Raw genomic sequence first — 17,710 nt, 5'->3', positions numbered from 1 at the left:
GCGTCTCAACGGATCTGGTTCAGGAGTTCGGCGCCCTGCGTGACGATGCGCTTGTCCGGCTCGATTCCGGACACGATCAGAAGCCGGTCGCCGTCCAGCGGCTCCGTGCGGACCTCCCTCGGAACGAAGCGCTCCGCATTGGTGTGCTCGTAGACGAGGGACTGGCCGTTCGATCCCCGCAGGACGCTGGTACGCGGAACGGCGATGCCGGCGCGTTCATCGGTCGTAGAGGACAGCACCGTCAGCAATTGTCCTGCCCGGACTCCCTCCGGCTTTTCGTCGACGCTGAAGTGGATCGGGATCGCCTGGTTGCGATCGGCAAGGCCACTGCCGCGATAGGTGAGCGAGGCCGTCCGGCCGTCCATGAACTTGCCTCTGGCGGGTCCCGTGACCGAGTGCGCTTCGAAGCTCAGTGCCTCCACCCAGTATCGCGAAGGGTCGATGATCTGGAAAATGACCGTGCTGGGCTCTGCAATCTGACCCGCGACGGCCTGTGCGGCCGCAATGACGCCCGAGACCGGGGCGGTAAGTTTCTCCGCCGCCGTCGGTGCTTGTTTGAGATTGGCACGCCGCGCGCGAAGGCCCTGCAACTCCAACGAGGCGTCCTCGATTTCGCCCCGCGCGATCACGGATTGCAGTCGTTCGAAGCGTTGCAGCTTTCGCTCGACCAACATGATCTCCTGATCGAGCTCGTGGGCCTGCTGCTGCTGGCTGGTGAAATCCGCGGCACCAATGGACGGCTGCACGAGCGCCAGCACATCACCCGCCGAAACGCGGGCGCCAAGTTGAGGAAAGCCGCCGGGCGGTGGTGTAAGCCGTCCCGAAACCGAAGCCTGCACGTAGCCCGAAGTGGTCGGATCGGGGATGACCCGTGCTGGTAGCTCGACCGTTCCCCGATGCGTTACGTTTTCGGTGAAGGTCGTCCGTATGGCAAGGATGCGCTGCGTGGTCTTCGGTACGAAGATGGAGCCATCGGCGAACCGCTGGGCGACGTCGCGTTCGTTGGCGCGCGTGGTGGTGCCCACGGAGCCTGCCGCATCGGCCTGAGGTGAACCGGCCAAAAGCAGGACGGCCGCCGTCATGACAGCCGGAATCGCGGTCTTGCGACGCCGAAACACGCCGGAGAGCACCAGGCCGATCACGACGCCGCCGCCGCCAATGGTCCAGAGCGTCAGGTCTTGCCGCTGGAGCCTGGAGCCGAGTTCCTGAGCCCAGGCCGTGCCGATCAGAAGTCCGCCCCCGTCGGCGACAGGGGTCGATCCGCCGGATGCCTGCGGGATGACAAGTGTTACCGTCAACACGTCGAACAGGTCCCCGGCGATGACAGTGATGGCAAGATCATGGGTGCCGGGCTGCGACAGCCAGGGGGCGGCCGCCATGTACGTGCCATCGCCGTTCGGCTCTGCCTTTGTCGTGCCGCCCGGGCCGTCGATTTCAAGCGTCGCACCGTCGATCGCGTCATTGCCCTTGAAACTGTCGAGGAAGATCTCGAGCCGTTCTCCGCGAGCCACGGCGACCAGCTCGAGATCGGCCGTGGAGGCCTCGGCGCGCGGCGCGATCGTCGTGGAGACGGGCGGAGGCGGAGCGCCGTGATCATGGCCTTCATGGGCCGCGAGCGGCGACGCAATGAGCCCGATCAGAAGAAGGGTGAAGCCAGCGAAGAAGGGGGCGAATCGGTCGACCATCGGAAATCCGGCGAATGAGTTGATTTGCCCCGGTGTAACCCGGCCACTATGTCGGTCGATGTCGTGATTGTTACAGTATGTTTCAGGATGTCGGCGGGCTCTTCGGGAGCGTTACGGTGACGACCAGCCCGCCCTTGGCCCCGTTGTCGAACGCCAGCTTTCCCGCGTGGCCGTCGATGATGGCTTTGGCGATCGGCAAGCCCAGGCCGAAGCCGCCCGTTTGAAGGTTTCTGGAAGGCTCCAGCCGAACGAAGGGGGAAAGGGCGCGGTCGACATCGCCAGAGGCAATGCCTGGCCCGGAGTCATGAATGGTGACGACGACGTTCGTCTCCTGATCCGAGACGTTTATCGCGGCCCTCTCGCCATACTTGATGGCATTCTCGACCAGGTTTGCGAAGGCCCGCTTCAGCGCGAGACGCCGTCCGGCAACGATCGCGTGAGCAGCCCCTGCCAGCTCCACTGAGGCGCCTCGATCGGCAGCGTCGTCCGCAAGTGTTTCCAGGATCGCCACGACATCGATCGGCTTGAGTTCCTCATCGCTACGGTCGCCGCGAAGGAAAGAGAGGGTCTGGTCCAGCATCCGCTCCATTTCGGTGAGATCCTCCGCCATCGCGGCCCGTGCCGAGACGTCGGAGAGGTCCTCGGCCCTGAACCTCAGTCGTGTGATGGGTGTCTTGAGATCGTGCGAGACCGCCGCAAGAGCCTGAGTCCGGTCTTCGATCAGGCGCTCGATCCGCCGCTGCATGTCGTTGAACGCCGAGGCCAGTTCGACCACCTCCCGAGGTCCGGTTTCAGGAACCGGAACGACCGTCTTGCCGCGATAGAAATCCTTCGCGGCTTCTGCGACCGCTGTAAGGGGGCGGGTGAACCACCGCACCAGAAGCATGGACACGATGATGGCTCCGACCGCCATGAGCGTCGTTGAAAACAGCATGCCCGCGGGAGGAGGCACCCGCCGGTCCCAGGAGACGAGGTTGATGTTGATCCAGGTGGTGTCAGGCAGCTGGATTGAAACAACGGCGAGATGCGGATCGTTACCGGCATGCGTGTCCGGGCCGATGATCAGTCCGTCCTCGGCGATTTCGGGTGCCAGGGCCCGCAGGTTTCGCTTCAGTGGCTCCCAGTTGTCAGCGTCTGCTCCCGTTGAAACGGCATAGGGCGTGGTGCCCCAGTGCGCGTCGATCGACCCTCCGGAAAAATCGTGGGCTATGTTCTCCCGCTCGTTTGCAGGGGCTCGCATGACCGATCTCTTGATGGTCAGCAACTGTTCCGCCAGCCGGGCTTCGTTGGCGAGGTCGAGCTCCTGCTCGAGACTGTGGTGGTAGGTGAACAGGCTCCCGAAATGCACGACCGAGATGCCGAAGAGGACCACGATCGCGGTTCTCAGTCGCAGGCTGTCGATCGAGCGCCACCAGCGCCGCAGGACGGTTTCGGTGCTTGGATCAGACACGGACGACGTCCGTCGCAAACAGGTATCCAGCCCCTCTGACCGTCTTGATCAGGTCTTCGGGCCCGTCGAGTTTTCTGCGCAGTCTGCTGACCTGGACGTCGATCGAACGATCATAGCCCTCGATGGCCCGATTGCGGGCTGAATCCAGCAGGAACTCGCGGGACAGGACACGCTGGGGCGCTTCGAGAAAGGCGATCAGCAGATCATACTCTCCCGTCGACAGGTCGACGACCACTCCGTTCGGGCCTGTCAGCTCGCGTTTCATCGTGTCCAGCGACCAGCCGGAAAACTGGAAACTGCGCCCACCCCGTTCCCTCGAAGCCGTCGCATCCCCACGTGTACGGCGCAGAACGGCGCTGATGCGCGCCAGCAGTTCGCGTGGATTGAAGGGCTTTGGCAGGTAGTCGTCCGCACCGACCTCCAGGCCGATGATGCGGTCGGTCTCATCGCCCTTGGCCGTGAGCATGATGATCGGCACCGAGGAGGAACGCCGGAGGTCGCGGCAAAGCTCCAGTCCGTTCTTGCCCGGCAGCATCAGGTCCAGAACGATCAGATCGACCGGCGCGCGCCTCAGGACCTCGAACATTTCGACGCCGTTTCGGGCCGTGTGGACACGAAAGCCATTCGCCCTCAGGAACTTGGCGACCAGGATCAGGATCTGACCATCGTCGTCAACAATCAGGATTTCGACCGGGACGTCCAAGAGGCTTCTTCTCCACCACTCCGAAAGCGAGGCATCCGTATTCTACTCGAGAAAACCGCGCCATGTATTTCTGGAAGGTAACAGATTGCGTCGGCGGCAGAAGCCCCGGTCATCGACCGGGGCGGGATGCCTATGTCTCGAGGTTCATATCCGGGTCGTTCTCAGGCGCAACGCGTTGCCGATCACGCTGACGGATGACAAGGCCATCGCTGCCGCGGCAATGATCGGCGACAGCAAGATCCCGAAGGACGGATAGAGCAGCCCGGCTGCGATGGGGACGCCCGCGGCATTGTAGACGAAGGCGAAGAACAGGTTCTGGCGAATGTTGGCCATCGTGGCGCGGCTGAGTTGTCGCGCCCGCACGATACCCATCAGGTCTCCCTTCAACAGCGTGACCCCGGCGCTTTCCATCGCGACGTCGGTGCCCGTGCCCATGGCGATCCCGACGTCGGCGGCGGCGAGAGCCGGCGCGTCGTTTACGCCATCCCCTGCCATGGCGACGATCCGTCCTTCACCTCTCAGGCGCGACACGATCTTGCTCTTGTCTTCCGGAAGGACCTCCGCCTCGACCTCCGCGATCCCGAGGCGTCGGGCGACGGCTTCCGCGGTCGTCCGGTTGTCGCCCGTCAGCATGACGATGCGAATGCCTTCATCCACCAGCGTTCTCAGCGCTTCCGGCGTCGTCTGCTTCACCGGGTCCGCGATCGCAAACAGGCTTTCGACCTTTCCATCGGCCGCCATGAAGATCACGGTTGCTCCGTCATTGCGCAGGCTTTCGGCCTTGGAGAGGAAGGCAGTCAGGTCGATTGCGTGTTCCTCCATGATCCGGTGGCTTCCCAAGACGACCCTTCGTCCCTCGAAAACGCCCGTGACGCCCTTTCCGACAGGGCTGTCAAAGTCCTGGACGTCCCCGAGCGACAGGCGCCTCTCGACCGCCGCATTGACGATTGCCAGCGCCAGCGGATGTTCGCTCGATCGTTCCAGGCTGGCGGCGGTTCTCAGCACGTCCGCTTCGGGCAAACCGGGGGCGGGAACGACTGCCGTGAGCCGAGGTTGGCCCTCGGTGAGCGTGCCCGTCTTGTCCAGCACCAGCGTGTCGACCTTCTCGAACCTCTCCAGCGCTTCCGCGTTCTTGATGAGGACACCGACGCTCGCGCCTTTTCCGACGCCGACCATGATCGACATGGGCGTGGCCAATCCCAGCGCGCAAGGACACGCGATGATGAGAACCGCAACGGCGGCAACAAGCCCGTGGGCGAAGCGCGGTTCCGGACCGAGGAAAACCCAGAGAAAGAACGAGGCCAGGGCAATCAGGACGACGATCGGAACAAACCAGCCAGAAACCTGGTCTGCGAGACGCTGGATGGGTGCGCGGGACCTCTGTGCCTCGGCCACCATCTTGACGATCTGTGACAGCATGGTGTCTGCGCCGACGCGGCCGGCCTCCATGACGAAGCCGCCGGTCCGGTTCATGGTGCCGCCTATCAACCGTGCTCCGGGCTCCTTGGTCACGGGCATGGATTCCCCCGTGATCATGGACTCGTCGACTGAGCTTCGCCCCTCTTTCAGCACCCCGTCGACCGGCACTTTCTCGCCGGGACGAACACGCAGCATGTCGCCGACGCTGACGGCCTCAAGGGCTATGTCCTCGTCGGCGCCATCGGCCCGCACCCGCCTGGCGATCTTGGGCGCGAGATCGAGAAGCGCGCGAATGGCACCGCCGGTCTGCTCCCGTGCACGCAGTTCCAGGACCTGGCCCAGCAGAACGAGAACCGTAATGACGGCGGCGGCCTCGAAGTAGACCGCAACCGCTCCCTCGGTCGAACGGAAGGTCTCGGGAAATATGCCGGGCAGCAGGGTGGCAACGACGCTGAAGAGCCAGGCCACTCCGACGCCCATGGCGATAAGCGTGAACATGTTGAGGTGGCGACTGAGGATCGACCGCCAGCCGCGCTCGAAGAACGGCCAGCCCGCCCAGAGCACGACAGGTGTTGCCAGCACCAGCTGGATCCAGTTCGATGTCTGCGGCATCAGTACGCCGTGAAGATTCGTCAGATGTCCGCCCATCTCCAGCGCCAGCACGGGAAGGCTGAGGATCAAACCGATCCAGAAGCGCCGGGACATGTCGGCGTACTCGTCGCTGCCATGCTCAGCGGCAACGGGCATCTCTGGCTCGAGGGTCATGCCGCAGATGGGGCAGTTGCCAGGGCCGTTCTGCCGGATCTGCGGATGCATCGGGCAGGTGTAGATCGTCGCCTTCGACATTTCCCCGCCGGCCGGGGCCGGTGGAGCTGACGGGCGCGGGGCATGACCATCATGGTGATGCGCATGTTCGTGCTGGTCTTGGCGATGCGTGTGATGTTGGTCGTTCATGGGAACCTCCTCACCCTGCCTTGCCATAGTCGACGAAGGTCATCATGCCGGTCGCCATGTGATAGAGATGGTGACAGTGCAGCGGCCAGCGTCCCGGATTGTCGGCGTCGAATTCGATCGCAACTTGTGCCATCGGCGGAAGCATCACGGTGTCCCGCATGGCGCCGTTGAGCGCCATTCCGTTGATCGCCACGACCTGGAAATGATGGCCATGGAGATGCATGGGGTGGGCCATCATCGACATGTTGTGCATCGATATCCGGACCCGCTGGCCCTCGACCATGTCGAGCGGGCCGTCGGCAGTGAATCCCCACTTGTAGGTGGCCATGTCACCGCCGAGCATCAGTTCGAACCGCTGGTCTGCCGGGCGCACCGGAAGGGGCGAGAGGCTCTGCAGCCTCTGCTCCAGCAAGAGGTCCAGAACCGGTCCCTTGTTGGCGCCCGATGTTTCGAGCTTCTCGACACGCGCCGCCGGCGTCGCCAGGACGATGCCCGTCCTCTCGACCGCGCCCTCGCGAAGAGCGAGGATAGGGAAGGCTCCTTCCTCCGCCGGCAGGTTCACTCGTATGTCGGCACGCTGCCCCATCGACAAGGGAAACCGGCGACCGCGGACCGGCATGACGTCCTGCCCATCGACCGCGATGAGCTCGCCTTCGATCGAGCCGGTATCGATCGTGAACCCGGTCGCCGTCGCGCCATTGATGATGCGCAGCCTGACACGTCCGCCTCGCTCGACGCGGACGATCTCCGGATCCTCCAAAGTGCGGTCATTCGCGAGATAGGCGTCGTACTCGATATCGTTGAGGTCCATGGCCGGCATGGCCATCATCGGCATGCCCGCAGCCGTTCCGCCACCGCCCATCTGGTGCCCGCCATGCATGTTCATCATCGATGTCATGCCGCCATGGCCCGAAGGCATGGCGTGGCCACCCTCGCCGGACTGGAGCTCGGCCAGCAGTTCCTCTGGCGATTTGAAGGAGAAGTCGTGCAGGAGAACCACGACCTCCTGCTCGTCGCGGGCCCGGTCCTCGGCCGTGCGCACGATCAGGGGCGCCGCCAGCAGGTTCTGCTCCTGCAAGGTGTGGGCATGCATCCAGTGGGTTCCGCCCCTGCCGACCGGAAAGTCATAGGCTCGCGTTTCGTTCGATGGCAGCAGGGTCGACGGATTGCCGGGCACGCCGTCCATCTCCCAGGGGGGCGTCAGCCCGTGCCAGTGGATCAGCGTTTCCTCGCCGCTCTGGTTTTTCAGGAGAACGTCGAACCTGGTGTCGGCATCCAGAACCAGTCCGGCTGTGCCCGCTCGGTTGGTCAGTCCGAAGACGGAGGCCGGCTTGCCGTTCACCTCCAGCGTGCGTTTGCCGATGACCAGCTCGTTGGTGCTCGTTGTGGCTCTTGCCACGGCGCTCGCCAATGGTGAAAGGGCCGTCGCACCGACGGCGAGCGTCTTCAGGAAATCTCTTCTAAACATGATATCTCTCTCGATCCCGGTCGCTTCACGACCATGCTGTTGACAGGTGAAGTCCGCGCGATGCGCGCTTCGTCAGCCAGCCGATCGGGGAGGGTGCCATCCCGGAGAGGGAGCCTGCCCGGATAGCCGGCTGGATCGCCACAGGGGAGCAATGGTCGGGGCAACGGTCTTCAGGATCGTCCCGGGCCCAAGGATCGGCGCCACGCAGAGAACGCACGCGCTGAGACAACAGTCTCCCTGATCCTCATCCTGATGGTTCGAGTCTGGATGAGGATTGTGATGGTGCGCGTCCGCCAGTTCAGCAGATCTGGCGCACAGGTCCGGTGAGGCGTGCGATTGGACAGCGGCGAAGACCAGCGCGATCGCCAGCGCGGTCGCCACCACTCTCAACCAGCTCTGAATCCCGCGGGCCGAACTCATACACGTCTCTCATCATCACCGACGGCGCCAACTCTAGCGCCTTCCAGTCTGCCGGGATTGATCTCCGTCAATCGAGGCATCAGGGAAACAGTGCACCTTCCCATGAGGGGAAGGTCAAGGGGGTTCTGCAGGCGCTCTACGTTTCTGGCTATGGGCTGGCGGTGTCCGAGGAAAAAATCAGGAAGTTTGCAGGCCTAAGCAGACAGGCTTCGAGCAGTCGAGCTGTCTATCAAGCTCGGCAAGCGGGTTAAGGCGACTATTCGCCGGTTGGGCTATCCCACCAAGAATGCCCTGCGGGGCTGGCACCGTGAGTACGAGCAGCATCGCGATCTGAGCGTTCGCAGCGCGGCTCGAGCGCATTCGTCTCTGCGAAGGAGTATCTGAGGAACTCTGGTGCCCGGTGAGGGACTCGAACCCCCATGCTCTCGCGCTTGGACCTAAACCAAGTGTGTCTACCAATTCCACCAACCGGGCTGAAAGGAGCAGCGCATGTCTGTTAAACAACGCGGCGACTGCTGGCAAGTGTCTATCACCTGCAAGGGGAAGAGACACCGGAAGGACCTCCCGGATGAGCGGCAAGCCCTAGACTGGCAAGCCCAGATGAAGGCTGACCAGCTGTCCGGTCGCCTGGAAGCCCCGGCCGGCTTCACCAATCCGGACGACAAGGTCTTCACGCTGAAGCCGAGAGTGATCCGAGATCGGGGGCTGTCTATGAAGGCGGCGCCTGGCATGGACGGGCATGCGGAGTTCACGCCTCCGGTTCTGAGGCACATCTTCGCTACGCAGGTGTTTGGCGCGGGTGTGGATATCCGCACCGTGCAAGAGCTGCCGGGTCACAAGCGGGTCGATACGATGCAGCAAAATTCCCACACTACGACCGAGCGGAAACGGCTTGCAATCTAGCGCCTTTCAGGTGTATCAGCGCCCGTGACCGTGTGACCGAGATGTGACCGGTCACATGAAAAAGTGACCGAAAAGCCGGTCACACGGGATAAGTACAAAGCATTCGGGAAGCTCTAAGTCTCTGAACTAATAAGAGAATTAGGGAAAAGTAAAGCGCAGGGGACAGATTTACATTCTGGTGCCGCAAGGCGTGGGAGTTCAAGTCTCTCTACCCGCACCAGATTGCCGAGCGGGCGGTGCGAGACGGACCGGGTGACGATCCCGCTGCTGTTATCACCGTTTTGCCTGGCAGGAATGCTTGAAGACTGCGCCGCAGCCACGTCCGGGAACATAGGATTCCGGCGTCGTGCTCAGGGAAACAACCGGCTGTCCGAGCACGGCCGCCACGACATGAAGGTAAGAACATGCAGGTTATCGAAACGCTCGCTGAAGGGCTGAAGCGCGAAATCAAGGTCGTCATTCCGGCCAAGGACATGGAAGCTCGCATGAACGAGCGCCTGGCCGAGACCAAGGACAAGGTCCGCATCAACGGCTTCCGCCCGGGCAAGGTTCCGGTCGGTCACCTGAAGAAGATGTACGGCAAGTCGATCATGGCCGAACTGGTCAACGAGATCATCCGCGAACAGCCCTCCGCCATCCTGTCGGAGCGCGGCGAAAAGTCGGCGACCCAGCCGGAAATCGCCATGACCGAGGACGAGGCCGAAGCCGACAAGATCCTGTCGGCCCAGGCCGACCTCGAGTTCACGCTCTCCTACGAGATCATCCCGCCGATCGAACTGAAGCCGGTCGACGGCCTCAAGGTTACCCGCGAAGTGGTCGAGGTCTCGGATGCGGAAGTGATCGAGCAGATCGAGAAGATCGCCGAGAACGCCCGCACCTTCGAAACCAAGAAGGGCAAGGCCGCCGAAGGCGACCGCGTCACCATGGACTACCTCGGCAAGGTCGACGGCGTTGCCTTCGACGGCGGCAAGGACGAGGATGCCGAACTGGTCATCGGTTCGAACCGCTTCATCCCGGGTTTCGAAGACCAGCTCGTCGGCCTGAAGGCTGGCGATGAAAAGGTCATCACCGTCAACTTCCCGGCCGACTATCCGGCCGCCAACCTCGCCGGCAAGGAAGCCACCTTCGACATCACCGTCAAGGAAGTGGCCAGCCCCGCCGCCATCGAACTGAACGACGAACTCGCCTCCAAGCTCGGCATCGAATCGCTCGACAAGCTGAAGGAAATCGTCCGCGGCCAGATCGAGAGCCAGTACGGCAACGTCACCCGCCAGAAGGTCAAGCGTCAGATCCTCGACCAGCTGGACGAACTCTACCAGTTCGACACGCCCTCCAAGCTCGTCGACGCCGAGTTCGAGAACATCTGGCGCCAGATCAACACCGATCTCGCCCAGTCCGGCAAGACCTTCGCCGACGAAGACACGACCGAAGAAGAAGCCCGTACCGAATACCGCACGCTCGCCGAGCGCCGCGTTCGTCTCGGCCTCGTTCTCTCGGAAATCGGTGAAAAGGGCGGCGTCGAAGTCTCCGAGGACGAAATGCAGCGGGCGCTGTTCGCCCAGCTTCAGCAGTTCCCGGGCCAGGAAAAGCAGATCCTCGACTTCTTCCGCAACACGCCCGGCGCCTCCGCTTCGCTGCGCGCCCCGATCTTCGAAGAGAAGGTCATCGACAAGCTGCTGGCTGAAATCGACGTGACCGACAAGAAGGTCTCCAAGGAAGAGCTGCTGGCCGACGACGAGGCCGAAGAAGGCGACAAGCCGGCCAAGAAGGCAGCCCCGAAGAAGAAGGCCGCTGCCAAGGCTGACGACGCCGCCGAAGGCGAAGAAGCCGCTCCGAAGAAGAAGGCTGCTCCGAAGAAGAAGGCCGCCGAAGGCGACGCCGAGTAAGCTTCGGGTTGTTGAACGGACATGTGGAAAGGCCGCCCGGTGGGCGGCCTTTTTTGCTGTGTGGGGGGCGGGAGCGGGTTGAGTTGTTATGGCGGTATTCGACCCGAAGCGGTCATGAAAGTTGGTCGACTAAACTCGCACAATGGTGGAAAACCTGACGGTCTGTCTTCGACAGGGAGACGGCAAAGGCAGCCTTTCGCCGTCTTTTCCAATAGCGGTTCACTTTCGAGCACATCGCGGATCGACAGCTGGCTCCATCCGAATTATCTATAAAACCATGACGACCGCCAAATCAGACACGATTGCCGCACAGATCAGCAGGACGCTCGCCAGTCGCATCATCGCGGGCGAGATCGAAGCCGGTGCAAAGCTGCGGCAAGATCACATCGCCGATGAGTTCGGCGCGAGCCATGTTCCGGTGCGCGAGGCATTCAGACGATTGGAGTCGCAAGGACTGGTCGTCAGCGAACCTCGCCGGGGTGTCCGGGTTGCCGGCTTCAGCCTCGAAGAGGTGCGCGAAGTCGCGGAGATGCGTGCCGCGCTGGAGACCCTGGCGCTGCGCAATGCCGTTCCACATCTGACCAGAGCCATTCTCGACCAGGCAGAGGAAGCGAACAGGGCGGGCGATCGCGCACGCGACGTTCAGGCGTGGGAGGAAGCCAATCGCGCGTTCCACCGCATCATATTGACCCCCTGCGGGATGCCCCGGCTGCTCAACGCGATCGATGATCTGCATACGGCGAGCGCCCGGTTCCTGTTTTCCGGATGGCGGGCCGAGTGGGAGGCGCCGACCGACCGGGATCACCGCGCGATCCTCGATGCCCTGAGGGCCGGACACGTCGAAACGGCCGCATCCGCGCTCGCACGCCACGTTCAGACGATCGAGCCGAAAAAGCCGAAATAGGCTGATGTAACGCATCAAATCTACGATCAAAAAGTCACGTCGCGAGCGTGGCTATTGCCATGACTGTATTTCTGTGGATTCATTTAGCGATAGATTCTCAATATTATCTATAATTTTAAGCTGAAGGAGATACAGAATGAGCGACACCGCCACGAAACCCATCGAAAGCCGATTAGCCCTGGCAACGCGGACTGCGTTGACCATCATTGCCGGAACGGCTCTGATGACGCTTGCCGCCAAGGTGCAGATTCCGTTCTGGCCCGTGCCGATGACACTCCACACGATGGCCGTCATGGCATTCGCCGTCGCATTCGGGCCGCGTCTGGCCGTGTCGGTCTTCCTTGCCTATCTTGCGGCCGGCGCCTTGGGTCTGCCGGTCTTCTCCGGTTCCCCGGAACGGGGCATCGGCCTAGCCTATATGGTCGGCCCGACCGGCGGCTATCTTCTCGGCTATCTCATTGCATCATGGCTCGTCGGCGTGCTGGCGGCCGGCAAGAGCATGCCTGGCCGCGCCGGCGCGATGCTAGCAGGCATGGTCCCGATCTATGGGATCGGCATCGCATGGCTTGCGGTCTATGTCCCGGCCGGCCAGCTTCTCGCGGTTGGCGTTCTTCCCTTCCTGCTCGGCGATCTGGTCAAGATCGGCGTCGTGGCGGTGGGCAGCCTTATGCTTCCGGCCTCCATCGCCCGGCTTTGGAGCAAGGGCGAATGACGGCGCGCGATGGAACGATCAGGCATGACTGGACTATCGACCAGATCGTCGGCCTTCACGAATTGCCGTTGCTGGAACTGGTCGGCCGGGCCAACGCCGTGCACCGGCAGCACCACGATCCGAACAAGGTCCAGAAGGCGAGCCTTTTGTCGATCAAGACCGGCGGCTGCCCGGAGAACTGTGCTTACTGCCCGCAGTCGGCCCATCACCGCGAGGTCGATCTGACCCGCGACCGGCTGATGGAGCCGGCAAAGGTCATCGCCATGGCAGAAACCGCCAAGGCAGCGGGAGCCGAGCGCTTTTGCATGGGTGCTGCATGGCGGCAGGTGCGCGACGGCAAGGAGTTCGATGCTGTTCTCGAAATGGTCGAGGGCGTTCGTGCCCTCGGCATGGAAGCCTGCGTCACGCTGGGAATGCTGAAACCGCACCAGGCCGAACGCCTCGCGGCCGCCGGCCTGACCGCCTACAACCACAACCTCGACACGAGCCCCGAGTTCTACGGCCAGATCATCACCACCCGGACTTACGAGGACAGGCTGGATACGCTCGCGACCGTGCGCTCCTTTGGCATAGACCTGTGCTGCGGCGGCATTATCGGCATGGGTGAGTCGATCCGCGACAGGGCCTCGATGCTGCATGTTCTGGCGTCGATGGACCCGCATCCGGAAAGCGTCCCCATCAACGCGCTCGTGCCGGTCGAGGGCACGCCACTGGCGAACCGGCCGCGCGTCGATCCCCTGGCGCTGGTGCGGATGGTGGCGACGGCCCGCCTCGTCATGCCCACTTCGACGGTGCGGCTTTCGGCCGGCCGTTCAGCGCTCAACCGCGAGGCGCAAGTGCTCTGTCTCGTGGCGGGCGCCAATTCGGTGTTCTACGGTGATACGCTGCTCACCACGCCGAATGCCGGGATCGGCGAGGATGCCGAGCTGTTCGCCGCAATAGGGCAACAGCAACGCCTCGGCATGTCCGTCCCCGCGCCGTGAGGACGGCAGAAAGACGCCGCGCACCCGCTATTTGGGATCCTTTACGCTCTGATAGCTGCAGCGAAATGGCAGCTTTCGGGCTGGAACGACTTATATGGAGATCGAAAACTGCCATGTCCGAGCGCTGTTCTGACGACCGCTTGTGGCGCAAACCAGCCCCCACAGCTCACGCCCCCTGCAATTCCCCCATGCGGTTCCAGGCATCCAGGCCGGCGATCTTGTAAGCTTCGGCGAGCGTCGGATAGTTGAAGGTGTTCTCGACGAAATATTCGACCGTGCCCTTGAGGTTCAGCACCGCCTGGCCGATGTGGACGAGTTCGGTGGCGCCTTCGCCGACGATGTGGACGCCGAGCAGGCGGCGGGTCTTCAGCGAGAAGATCATCTTCAGCAAACCGCTGTCGAGGCCCATGATGTGGCCGCGCGAGGTCTCGCGGAAATGCGCGACGCCGCATTCGTAAGGGATGCCGCGCTGCTGCACTTCCTCTTCGGTGAGCCCGCAGGTCGAGATTTCCGGCACGGCATAGATGCCGTAGGGGAAGAATTGCGGCGGCTCCTGCGCCGGCGCGCCGACCGCGTGGCGTGCCGCGATGCGGCCCTGTTCCATCGAGGTCGAGGCGAGCGAGGGGAAGCCGACCACGTCGCCGGCGGCATAGATGCCGGGAACGGCGGTCTGGAACGTGTCCGGATCGACCTTGATGCGGCCGCGGCTGTCGGCCTCGAGCCCGCAGGCGGCAAGGTCGAGGCCGTCGGTGGCGCCGACCCGGCCGGCGGCGAACAGCACCATTTCGGCGATCATCGAGCGGCCGTTCTGCAGTGTCACGCGACACTTGCCGGTCGTGTCCTTCTCGACCTTTTCCACCGTCTGGCCGAAGACCAGCTTCATGTTGCGGTCGCGCAGCTGGTAGGCGAAATCCTCGACGATCTCCTTGTCGAGGAATTCCAGCATGCTGTCGCGCGGTTCGATCACGGTGACGGCGGTGTCGAGGGCGGAGAAGATCGTCGCATATTCGATGCCGATGACGCCGGCGCCGATGACGATCATCGAGCGCGGCAGGTCCTTGATCTCGAGGATCTCGTCGCTGTCGATGATCTTCTCGCCGTCGAAGGGCATATGGGCGGGGCGATAGGGCCTTGTGCCGACGGCCAGCAGCACGGCTCCCGCATGGATGCGGATGATCTCGCCGTCCTCTTTTTCGACCTCCAGCGTGTTCCTGTCGATGAAGCGGGCATGGCCGCGAAGCTGGGAGACCCGGTTGCGGGCGAACTGATGTTCCAGCACGTCGACCTCGTGGTCGAGCGTGATCAGCAGGCGGCGGCGCAGGTCCTCCGCCGAGATCTCCTGCTTGACGCGGTAGGAGCGGCCGTAGAAGCCGCGCTCGCGCCAGCCGGTGAGGTTGAGTGCCGTCTCGCGCAGGGTCTTGGACGGGATCGTGCCGGTATGCACGGAGACGCCGCCGACGCGCGTGCCCTTCTCGATCACCAGGACCTTCTTGCCGAGCTTGGCGGCCTGGATCGCCGCCCGGCGTCCGGCCGGTCCGCTGCCGATGACGACGAAATCATATTGGTTCATGCCTGGTGTCCCCGAATGTCGGGCGCAAGTCTGGTCGTCCCGCGCGATCTGTCCCGGCGGCACGATAGCAGGCCATCCTAACCGTTTGGTTATCGCTTTTCGCATTGCGGCAAGACGGAGGGCGCGGGCGCCGAAGGCGGGACGGACGGGCCGACCTCAGATCAGCCTGAGCCCCTTGAGGCTCGCATGACCGTCGCGGCCGATGATGATGTGGTCGTGCACGGCGATGCCGAGCGGCCTTGCCGTGTCGACGATCATCTTCGTCATGTCGATGTCGGCGCGCGACGGGGTGGGGTCGCCGGAGGGGTGGTTGTGGACGAGGATGATGGCGGTGGCCGAGAGTTCCAGCGCCCGCTTGACCACTTCGCGCGGATAGACCGGCGTGTGGTCGACCGTGCCGCGGCCCTGCACCTCGTCGGCGATCAGCGCATTGCGCTTGTCGAGGAAGAGGATGCGGAACTGTTCGGTCGATTCGTAGGCCATCGCCGTGTGGCAGTAGTCGATGACCGAGGACCAGGAGGAGAGCACCTGGCGGCCACGGATCTCGCTTTTCAGCATGCGCTGGGCGGCGCTGGCGATCAGTTTCAGATCGAGCGCGACGGTTTCGCCGACGCCGTTGACCTCCTGCAGCAGCGCCGGCTGGGCACCGAAGACGCCGGCGAGCGTGCCGAAGCGGGCGATCAGCGCCTTGGCGATCGGCTTGGTGTCGCGCCGCGGGATGAGGCGAAACAGCAGGAGTTCGAGGATCTCGTAGTCGGCCAGCGCGGTATCGCCGCTCTCGCGGAAGCGCGCCCGCAGCCGGTCGCGATGGCCGTGATAATGGGCGTCCGTGGCCTCAGCCGTCCCGGTGATGGCGGAACGCTTCTTCAGACCGCCGGATTTCGCCGCCTGCTCGGCGAAGAAGCCCCGTTCGTCGCCGGCCTCGCCCTCTGCCCCTCTGTCCGCCCCCCGCAGGTCGAAGGCGGGTTCGTCTTCGGTGTCGAGGGGGCCGGGAGGAGGGGGCTTGGCCATCGTCAGCCCTTGAGCGGTGGAAGGCCCGGCCGGTCGAAGCCGCCCGGCGACAGGGTGAATATCTCGCAACCCGTCGCGGTGACGCCGACGGCGTGCTCGTACTGCGCGGTCAGCGAGCGGTCGCGGGTGACCGCCGTCCAGCCGTCGGACAGCACCTTCACATGCGGCCGGCCGAGATTGATCATCGGCTCGATGGTGAAGATCATGCCTTCCTTCAGTTCCGGCCCCTCGTTGGCCCGGCCGTAATGCAGGATGTTCGGGCTGTCGTGGAACAGGCGGCCGACGCCGTGGCCGCAGAAATCGCGCACCACGGAGCAGCGCTCGGCCTCGGCATAGGTCTGGATCGCCTCGCCGATGGCGCCGGTGCGGGCGCCGGGGCGCACGGCGGCGATGCCGCGCATCAGGCATTCATAGGTGACTTCGAGCAGGCGTTCGGCGGCGCGCTTGATCTCGCCCACCGGATACATGCGGCTCGAATCGCCGTGCCAGCCGTCGAGAACGTAGGTCACGTCGATATTGACGATGTCACCTTCGCGCAGCGGCTTGTCATTGGGAATGCCGTGGCAGACGACGTGGTTGATCGAGGTGCAGACCGATTTGGTGTACCCGCGATAGTTGAGCGTCGCCGGCAGCGCGCCGTTGTCCATGCCGAATTCGAAGACGAAGCGGTCGATGGCGTCGGTCGTCACCCCGGGCTTGACCATCGGCACGAGTTCGTCGAGGCAGCGTGCCGTCAGCTGGCAGGCCTTGCGCATGCCGGCGAAGTCCTCAGGTCCGTAGAGCCTGATCGCGCCGGTGTTCTTGAGCGGGGCGGTCGCCGCTTCGATATAGGTTACCATTCATCCGCTTTCGGTCGTGGAAAGTGCTGTATTCGTCGTACATAATGCAGCAAGGCCGGGTTCGTCCATGGCGATCGGGCCGAGCGGCACGATTTCCGTGGGCGTGACCCTGCATTTCACCGCATGAGCCTCGACGCCGGCCTCGATCGCGCGGGCAAAGGTCCGTGCATAGAGCGGGTCGAGATCGGCGCAGATGCGCAAGGACCGGCAATCCTCGCGCTGGACGAGGTAGAGCATGACGGCCCTCTGTCCGCCGCGGACGATCTCGATCAGCTCTTCCAGGTGCCGCGCGCCGCGGGCGGTCACCGTGTCGGGAAATTCGGCAAGGCCCGCCTGGCGGATGAAATGCACGTTCTTCACCTCGACATAGGCCGACGGTCGATCCGGTGCGGAGAGCAGGAAATCGATGCGCGACCGCGTGCCGTAGCGCTGTTCCCGGGCAAGGACCGGATAACGGGCGAGATCCGATACCAGCCCTCTGCGGATCGCCTCTTCGGCCAGCCGGTTGGCGATGGCCGCATGCACGCCGACCACGGTGCCCTCGGCCTCGATCAGCTCGAAGGCATGGGCATATTTGCGGTTGGGACTGTCGTGCTGCGAGAGCCAGATGCGCGAGCCCGGTGCCGTCAGCCCCTGCATCGACCCGGTATTGGGGCAAAACCCGGTGATCTCGCGGCCGTCCTCGAGCACGGCATCGAACAGGAAGCGCTTGTAGCGGCGGACGAGGCGGGCAGGAACGAGAGGCGGGTCAAATTTCATGGCGACCGATTTAGCGTGTCTGCTGCGTGGCCGCAAAGGATAGG

At 63.6% G+C, this 17,710-nt stretch carries 14 protein-coding genes and 1 tRNA gene; 5 read left to right on the top strand and 10 right to left on the bottom strand.

What is annotated here, in order from left to right; translation table 11 throughout:
• Positions 1-5 precede the first annotated feature (5 nt).
• The 6 genes from AC07Y0_RS09530 to AC07Y0_RS09505 all read right to left on the bottom strand — a co-directional run bounded on the left by AC07Y0_RS09530 (position 6) and on the right by AC07Y0_RS09505 (position 8,573).
• Positions 6-1,685, bottom strand: a complete 1,680-nt coding sequence (locus AC07Y0_RS09530) for an efflux RND transporter periplasmic adaptor subunit (protein ID WP_498676695.1) — start codon at positions 1,683-1,685, stop codon at positions 6-8.
• Positions 1,686-1,767: 82 nt separating this feature from the next.
• Positions 1,768-3,135, bottom strand: coding sequence for an ATP-binding protein (locus AC07Y0_RS09525; protein WP_498676693.1), 1,368 nt, complete (start codon positions 3,133-3,135; stop codon positions 1,768-1,770).
• Complete coding sequence (locus tag AC07Y0_RS09520) at positions 3,128-3,838, bottom strand: response regulator (RefSeq protein ID WP_498676692.1); 711 nt, start codon at positions 3,836-3,838, stop codon at positions 3,128-3,130. Before AC07Y0_RS09520 ends, AC07Y0_RS09525 begins: the two co-directional genes overlap by 8 nt.
• Positions 3,839-3,982: 144 nt before the next feature.
• Positions 3,983-6,211, bottom strand: a complete 2,229-nt coding sequence (locus AC07Y0_RS09515; protein WP_498676691.1) for a copper-transporting P-type ATPase — start codon at positions 6,209-6,211, stop codon at positions 3,983-3,985.
• A 10-nt stretch (positions 6,212-6,221) separates the two neighbouring features.
• Positions 6,222-7,679 carry a multicopper oxidase family protein gene (locus AC07Y0_RS09510; RefSeq protein WP_498676689.1) on the bottom strand — a complete coding sequence of 486 codons (1,458 nt, stop codon included), beginning with the start codon at positions 7,677-7,679 and terminating at the stop codon, positions 6,222-6,224.
• An 811-nt stretch (positions 7,680-8,490) separates the two neighbouring features.
• A tRNA-Leu gene (locus tag AC07Y0_RS09505) sits at positions 8,491-8,573 on the bottom strand.
• Positions 8,574-8,588: 15 nt separating this feature from the next.
• Here AC07Y0_RS09505 and AC07Y0_RS09500 point away from each other — a divergent pair.
• The 5 genes from AC07Y0_RS09500 (at position 8,589) to bioB (ending at position 13,487) form a co-directional block, all read left to right on the top strand.
• Positions 8,589-9,002, top strand: coding sequence for a tyrosine-type recombinase/integrase (locus AC07Y0_RS09500; protein WP_498676687.1), 414 nt, complete (start codon positions 8,589-8,591; stop codon positions 9,000-9,002).
• Positions 9,003-9,406: 404 nt separating this feature from the next.
• Entirely contained in the window at positions 9,407-10,888 is a 1,482-nt protein-coding gene (gene tig / locus AC07Y0_RS09495; protein ID WP_498676686.1) for a trigger factor, read from the top strand.
• A 277-nt stretch (positions 10,889-11,165) separates the two neighbouring features.
• Positions 11,166-11,792 (top strand): GntR family transcriptional regulator, encoded by a 627-nt coding sequence (locus AC07Y0_RS09490; protein WP_498676685.1) that lies wholly within the window; start codon positions 11,166-11,168, stop codon positions 11,790-11,792.
• A 136-nt stretch (positions 11,793-11,928) separates the two neighbouring features.
• Positions 11,929-12,504 carry a biotin transporter BioY gene (locus AC07Y0_RS09485; RefSeq protein WP_498676683.1) on the top strand — a complete coding sequence of 192 codons (576 nt, stop codon included), beginning with the start codon at positions 11,929-11,931 and terminating at the stop codon, positions 12,502-12,504.
• Complete coding sequence (gene bioB / locus AC07Y0_RS09480; RefSeq protein WP_498676680.1) at positions 12,501-13,487, top strand: biotin synthase BioB; 987 nt, start codon at positions 12,501-12,503, stop codon at positions 13,485-13,487. The genes AC07Y0_RS09485 and bioB overlap by 4 nt, the downstream gene beginning before the upstream one ends.
• Positions 13,488-13,653: 166 nt before the next feature.
• Here bioB and sthA read toward each other — a convergent pair whose 3' ends face one another.
• The 4 genes from sthA to sfsA all read right to left on the bottom strand — a co-directional run bounded on the left by sthA (position 13,654) and on the right by sfsA (position 17,666).
• Positions 13,654-15,057, bottom strand: coding sequence for a Si-specific NAD(P)(+) transhydrogenase (gene sthA / locus AC07Y0_RS09475; RefSeq protein ID WP_498676676.1), 1,404 nt, complete (start codon positions 15,055-15,057; stop codon positions 13,654-13,656).
• Between the two features lie 156 nt (positions 15,058-15,213).
• Positions 15,214-16,068, bottom strand: a complete 855-nt coding sequence (gene radC, locus AC07Y0_RS09470) for a RadC family protein (protein ID WP_498676674.1) — start codon at positions 16,066-16,068, stop codon at positions 15,214-15,216.
• Between the two features lie 2 nt (positions 16,069-16,070).
• Positions 16,071-16,907 carry a type I methionyl aminopeptidase gene (gene map / locus AC07Y0_RS09465; protein ID WP_154720852.1) on the bottom strand — a complete coding sequence of 279 codons (837 nt, stop codon included), beginning with the start codon at positions 16,905-16,907 and terminating at the stop codon, positions 16,071-16,073.
• A complete protein-coding gene (gene sfsA / locus AC07Y0_RS09460) occupies positions 16,908-17,666 on the bottom strand; it encodes a DNA/RNA nuclease SfsA (RefSeq protein ID WP_498676672.1) in 759 nt (252 codons plus the stop codon). It abuts the gene before it with no gap.
• Positions 17,667-17,710 lie beyond the last annotated feature (44 nt).

Source organism: Allorhizobium sp. GW101-3B10 (assembly GCF_059424725.1).
Note: the sequence above shows the minus strand (reverse complement) of the source record. Positions and strands in the feature narration are given on the sequence as shown.

Bases quoted from the DNA above. Each gene is read 5' to 3' on its own strand.
- AC07Y0_RS09500 (WP_498676687.1), top strand. From the start codon at position 8,589: ATGTCTGTTAAACAACGCGGCGACTGCTGGCAAGTGTCTATCACCTGC.
- AC07Y0_RS09485 (WP_498676683.1), top strand. From the start codon at position 11,929: ATGAGCGACACCGCCACGAAACCCATCGAAAGCCGATTAGCCCTGGCA.
- AC07Y0_RS09515 (WP_498676691.1), bottom strand. From the start codon at position 6,211: ATGAACGACCAACATCACACGCATCGCCAAGACCAGCACGAACATGCG.
- radC (WP_498676674.1), bottom strand. From the start codon at position 16,068: ATGGCCAAGCCCCCTCCTCCCGGCCCCCTCGACACCGAAGACGAACCC.
- bioB (WP_498676680.1), top strand. From the start codon at position 12,501: ATGACGGCGCGCGATGGAACGATCAGGCATGACTGGACTATCGACCAG.
- AC07Y0_RS09510 (WP_498676689.1), bottom strand. From the start codon at position 7,679: ATGTTTAGAAGAGATTTCCTGAAGACGCTCGCCGTCGGTGCGACGGCC.
- sthA (WP_498676676.1), bottom strand. From the start codon at position 15,057: ATGAACCAATATGATTTCGTCGTCATCGGCAGCGGACCGGCCGGACGC.
- AC07Y0_RS09490 (WP_498676685.1), top strand. From the start codon at position 11,166: ATGACGACCGCCAAATCAGACACGATTGCCGCACAGATCAGCAGGACG.
- sfsA (WP_498676672.1), bottom strand. From the start codon at position 17,666: ATGAAATTTGACCCGCCTCTCGTTCCTGCCCGCCTCGTCCGCCGCTAC.
- tig (WP_498676686.1), top strand. From the start codon at position 9,407: ATGCAGGTTATCGAAACGCTCGCTGAAGGGCTGAAGCGCGAAATCAAG.
- map (WP_154720852.1), bottom strand. From the start codon at position 16,907: ATGGTAACCTATATCGAAGCGGCGACCGCCCCGCTCAAGAACACCGGC.
- AC07Y0_RS09530 (WP_498676695.1), bottom strand. From the start codon at position 1,685: ATGGTCGACCGATTCGCCCCCTTCTTCGCTGGCTTCACCCTTCTTCTG.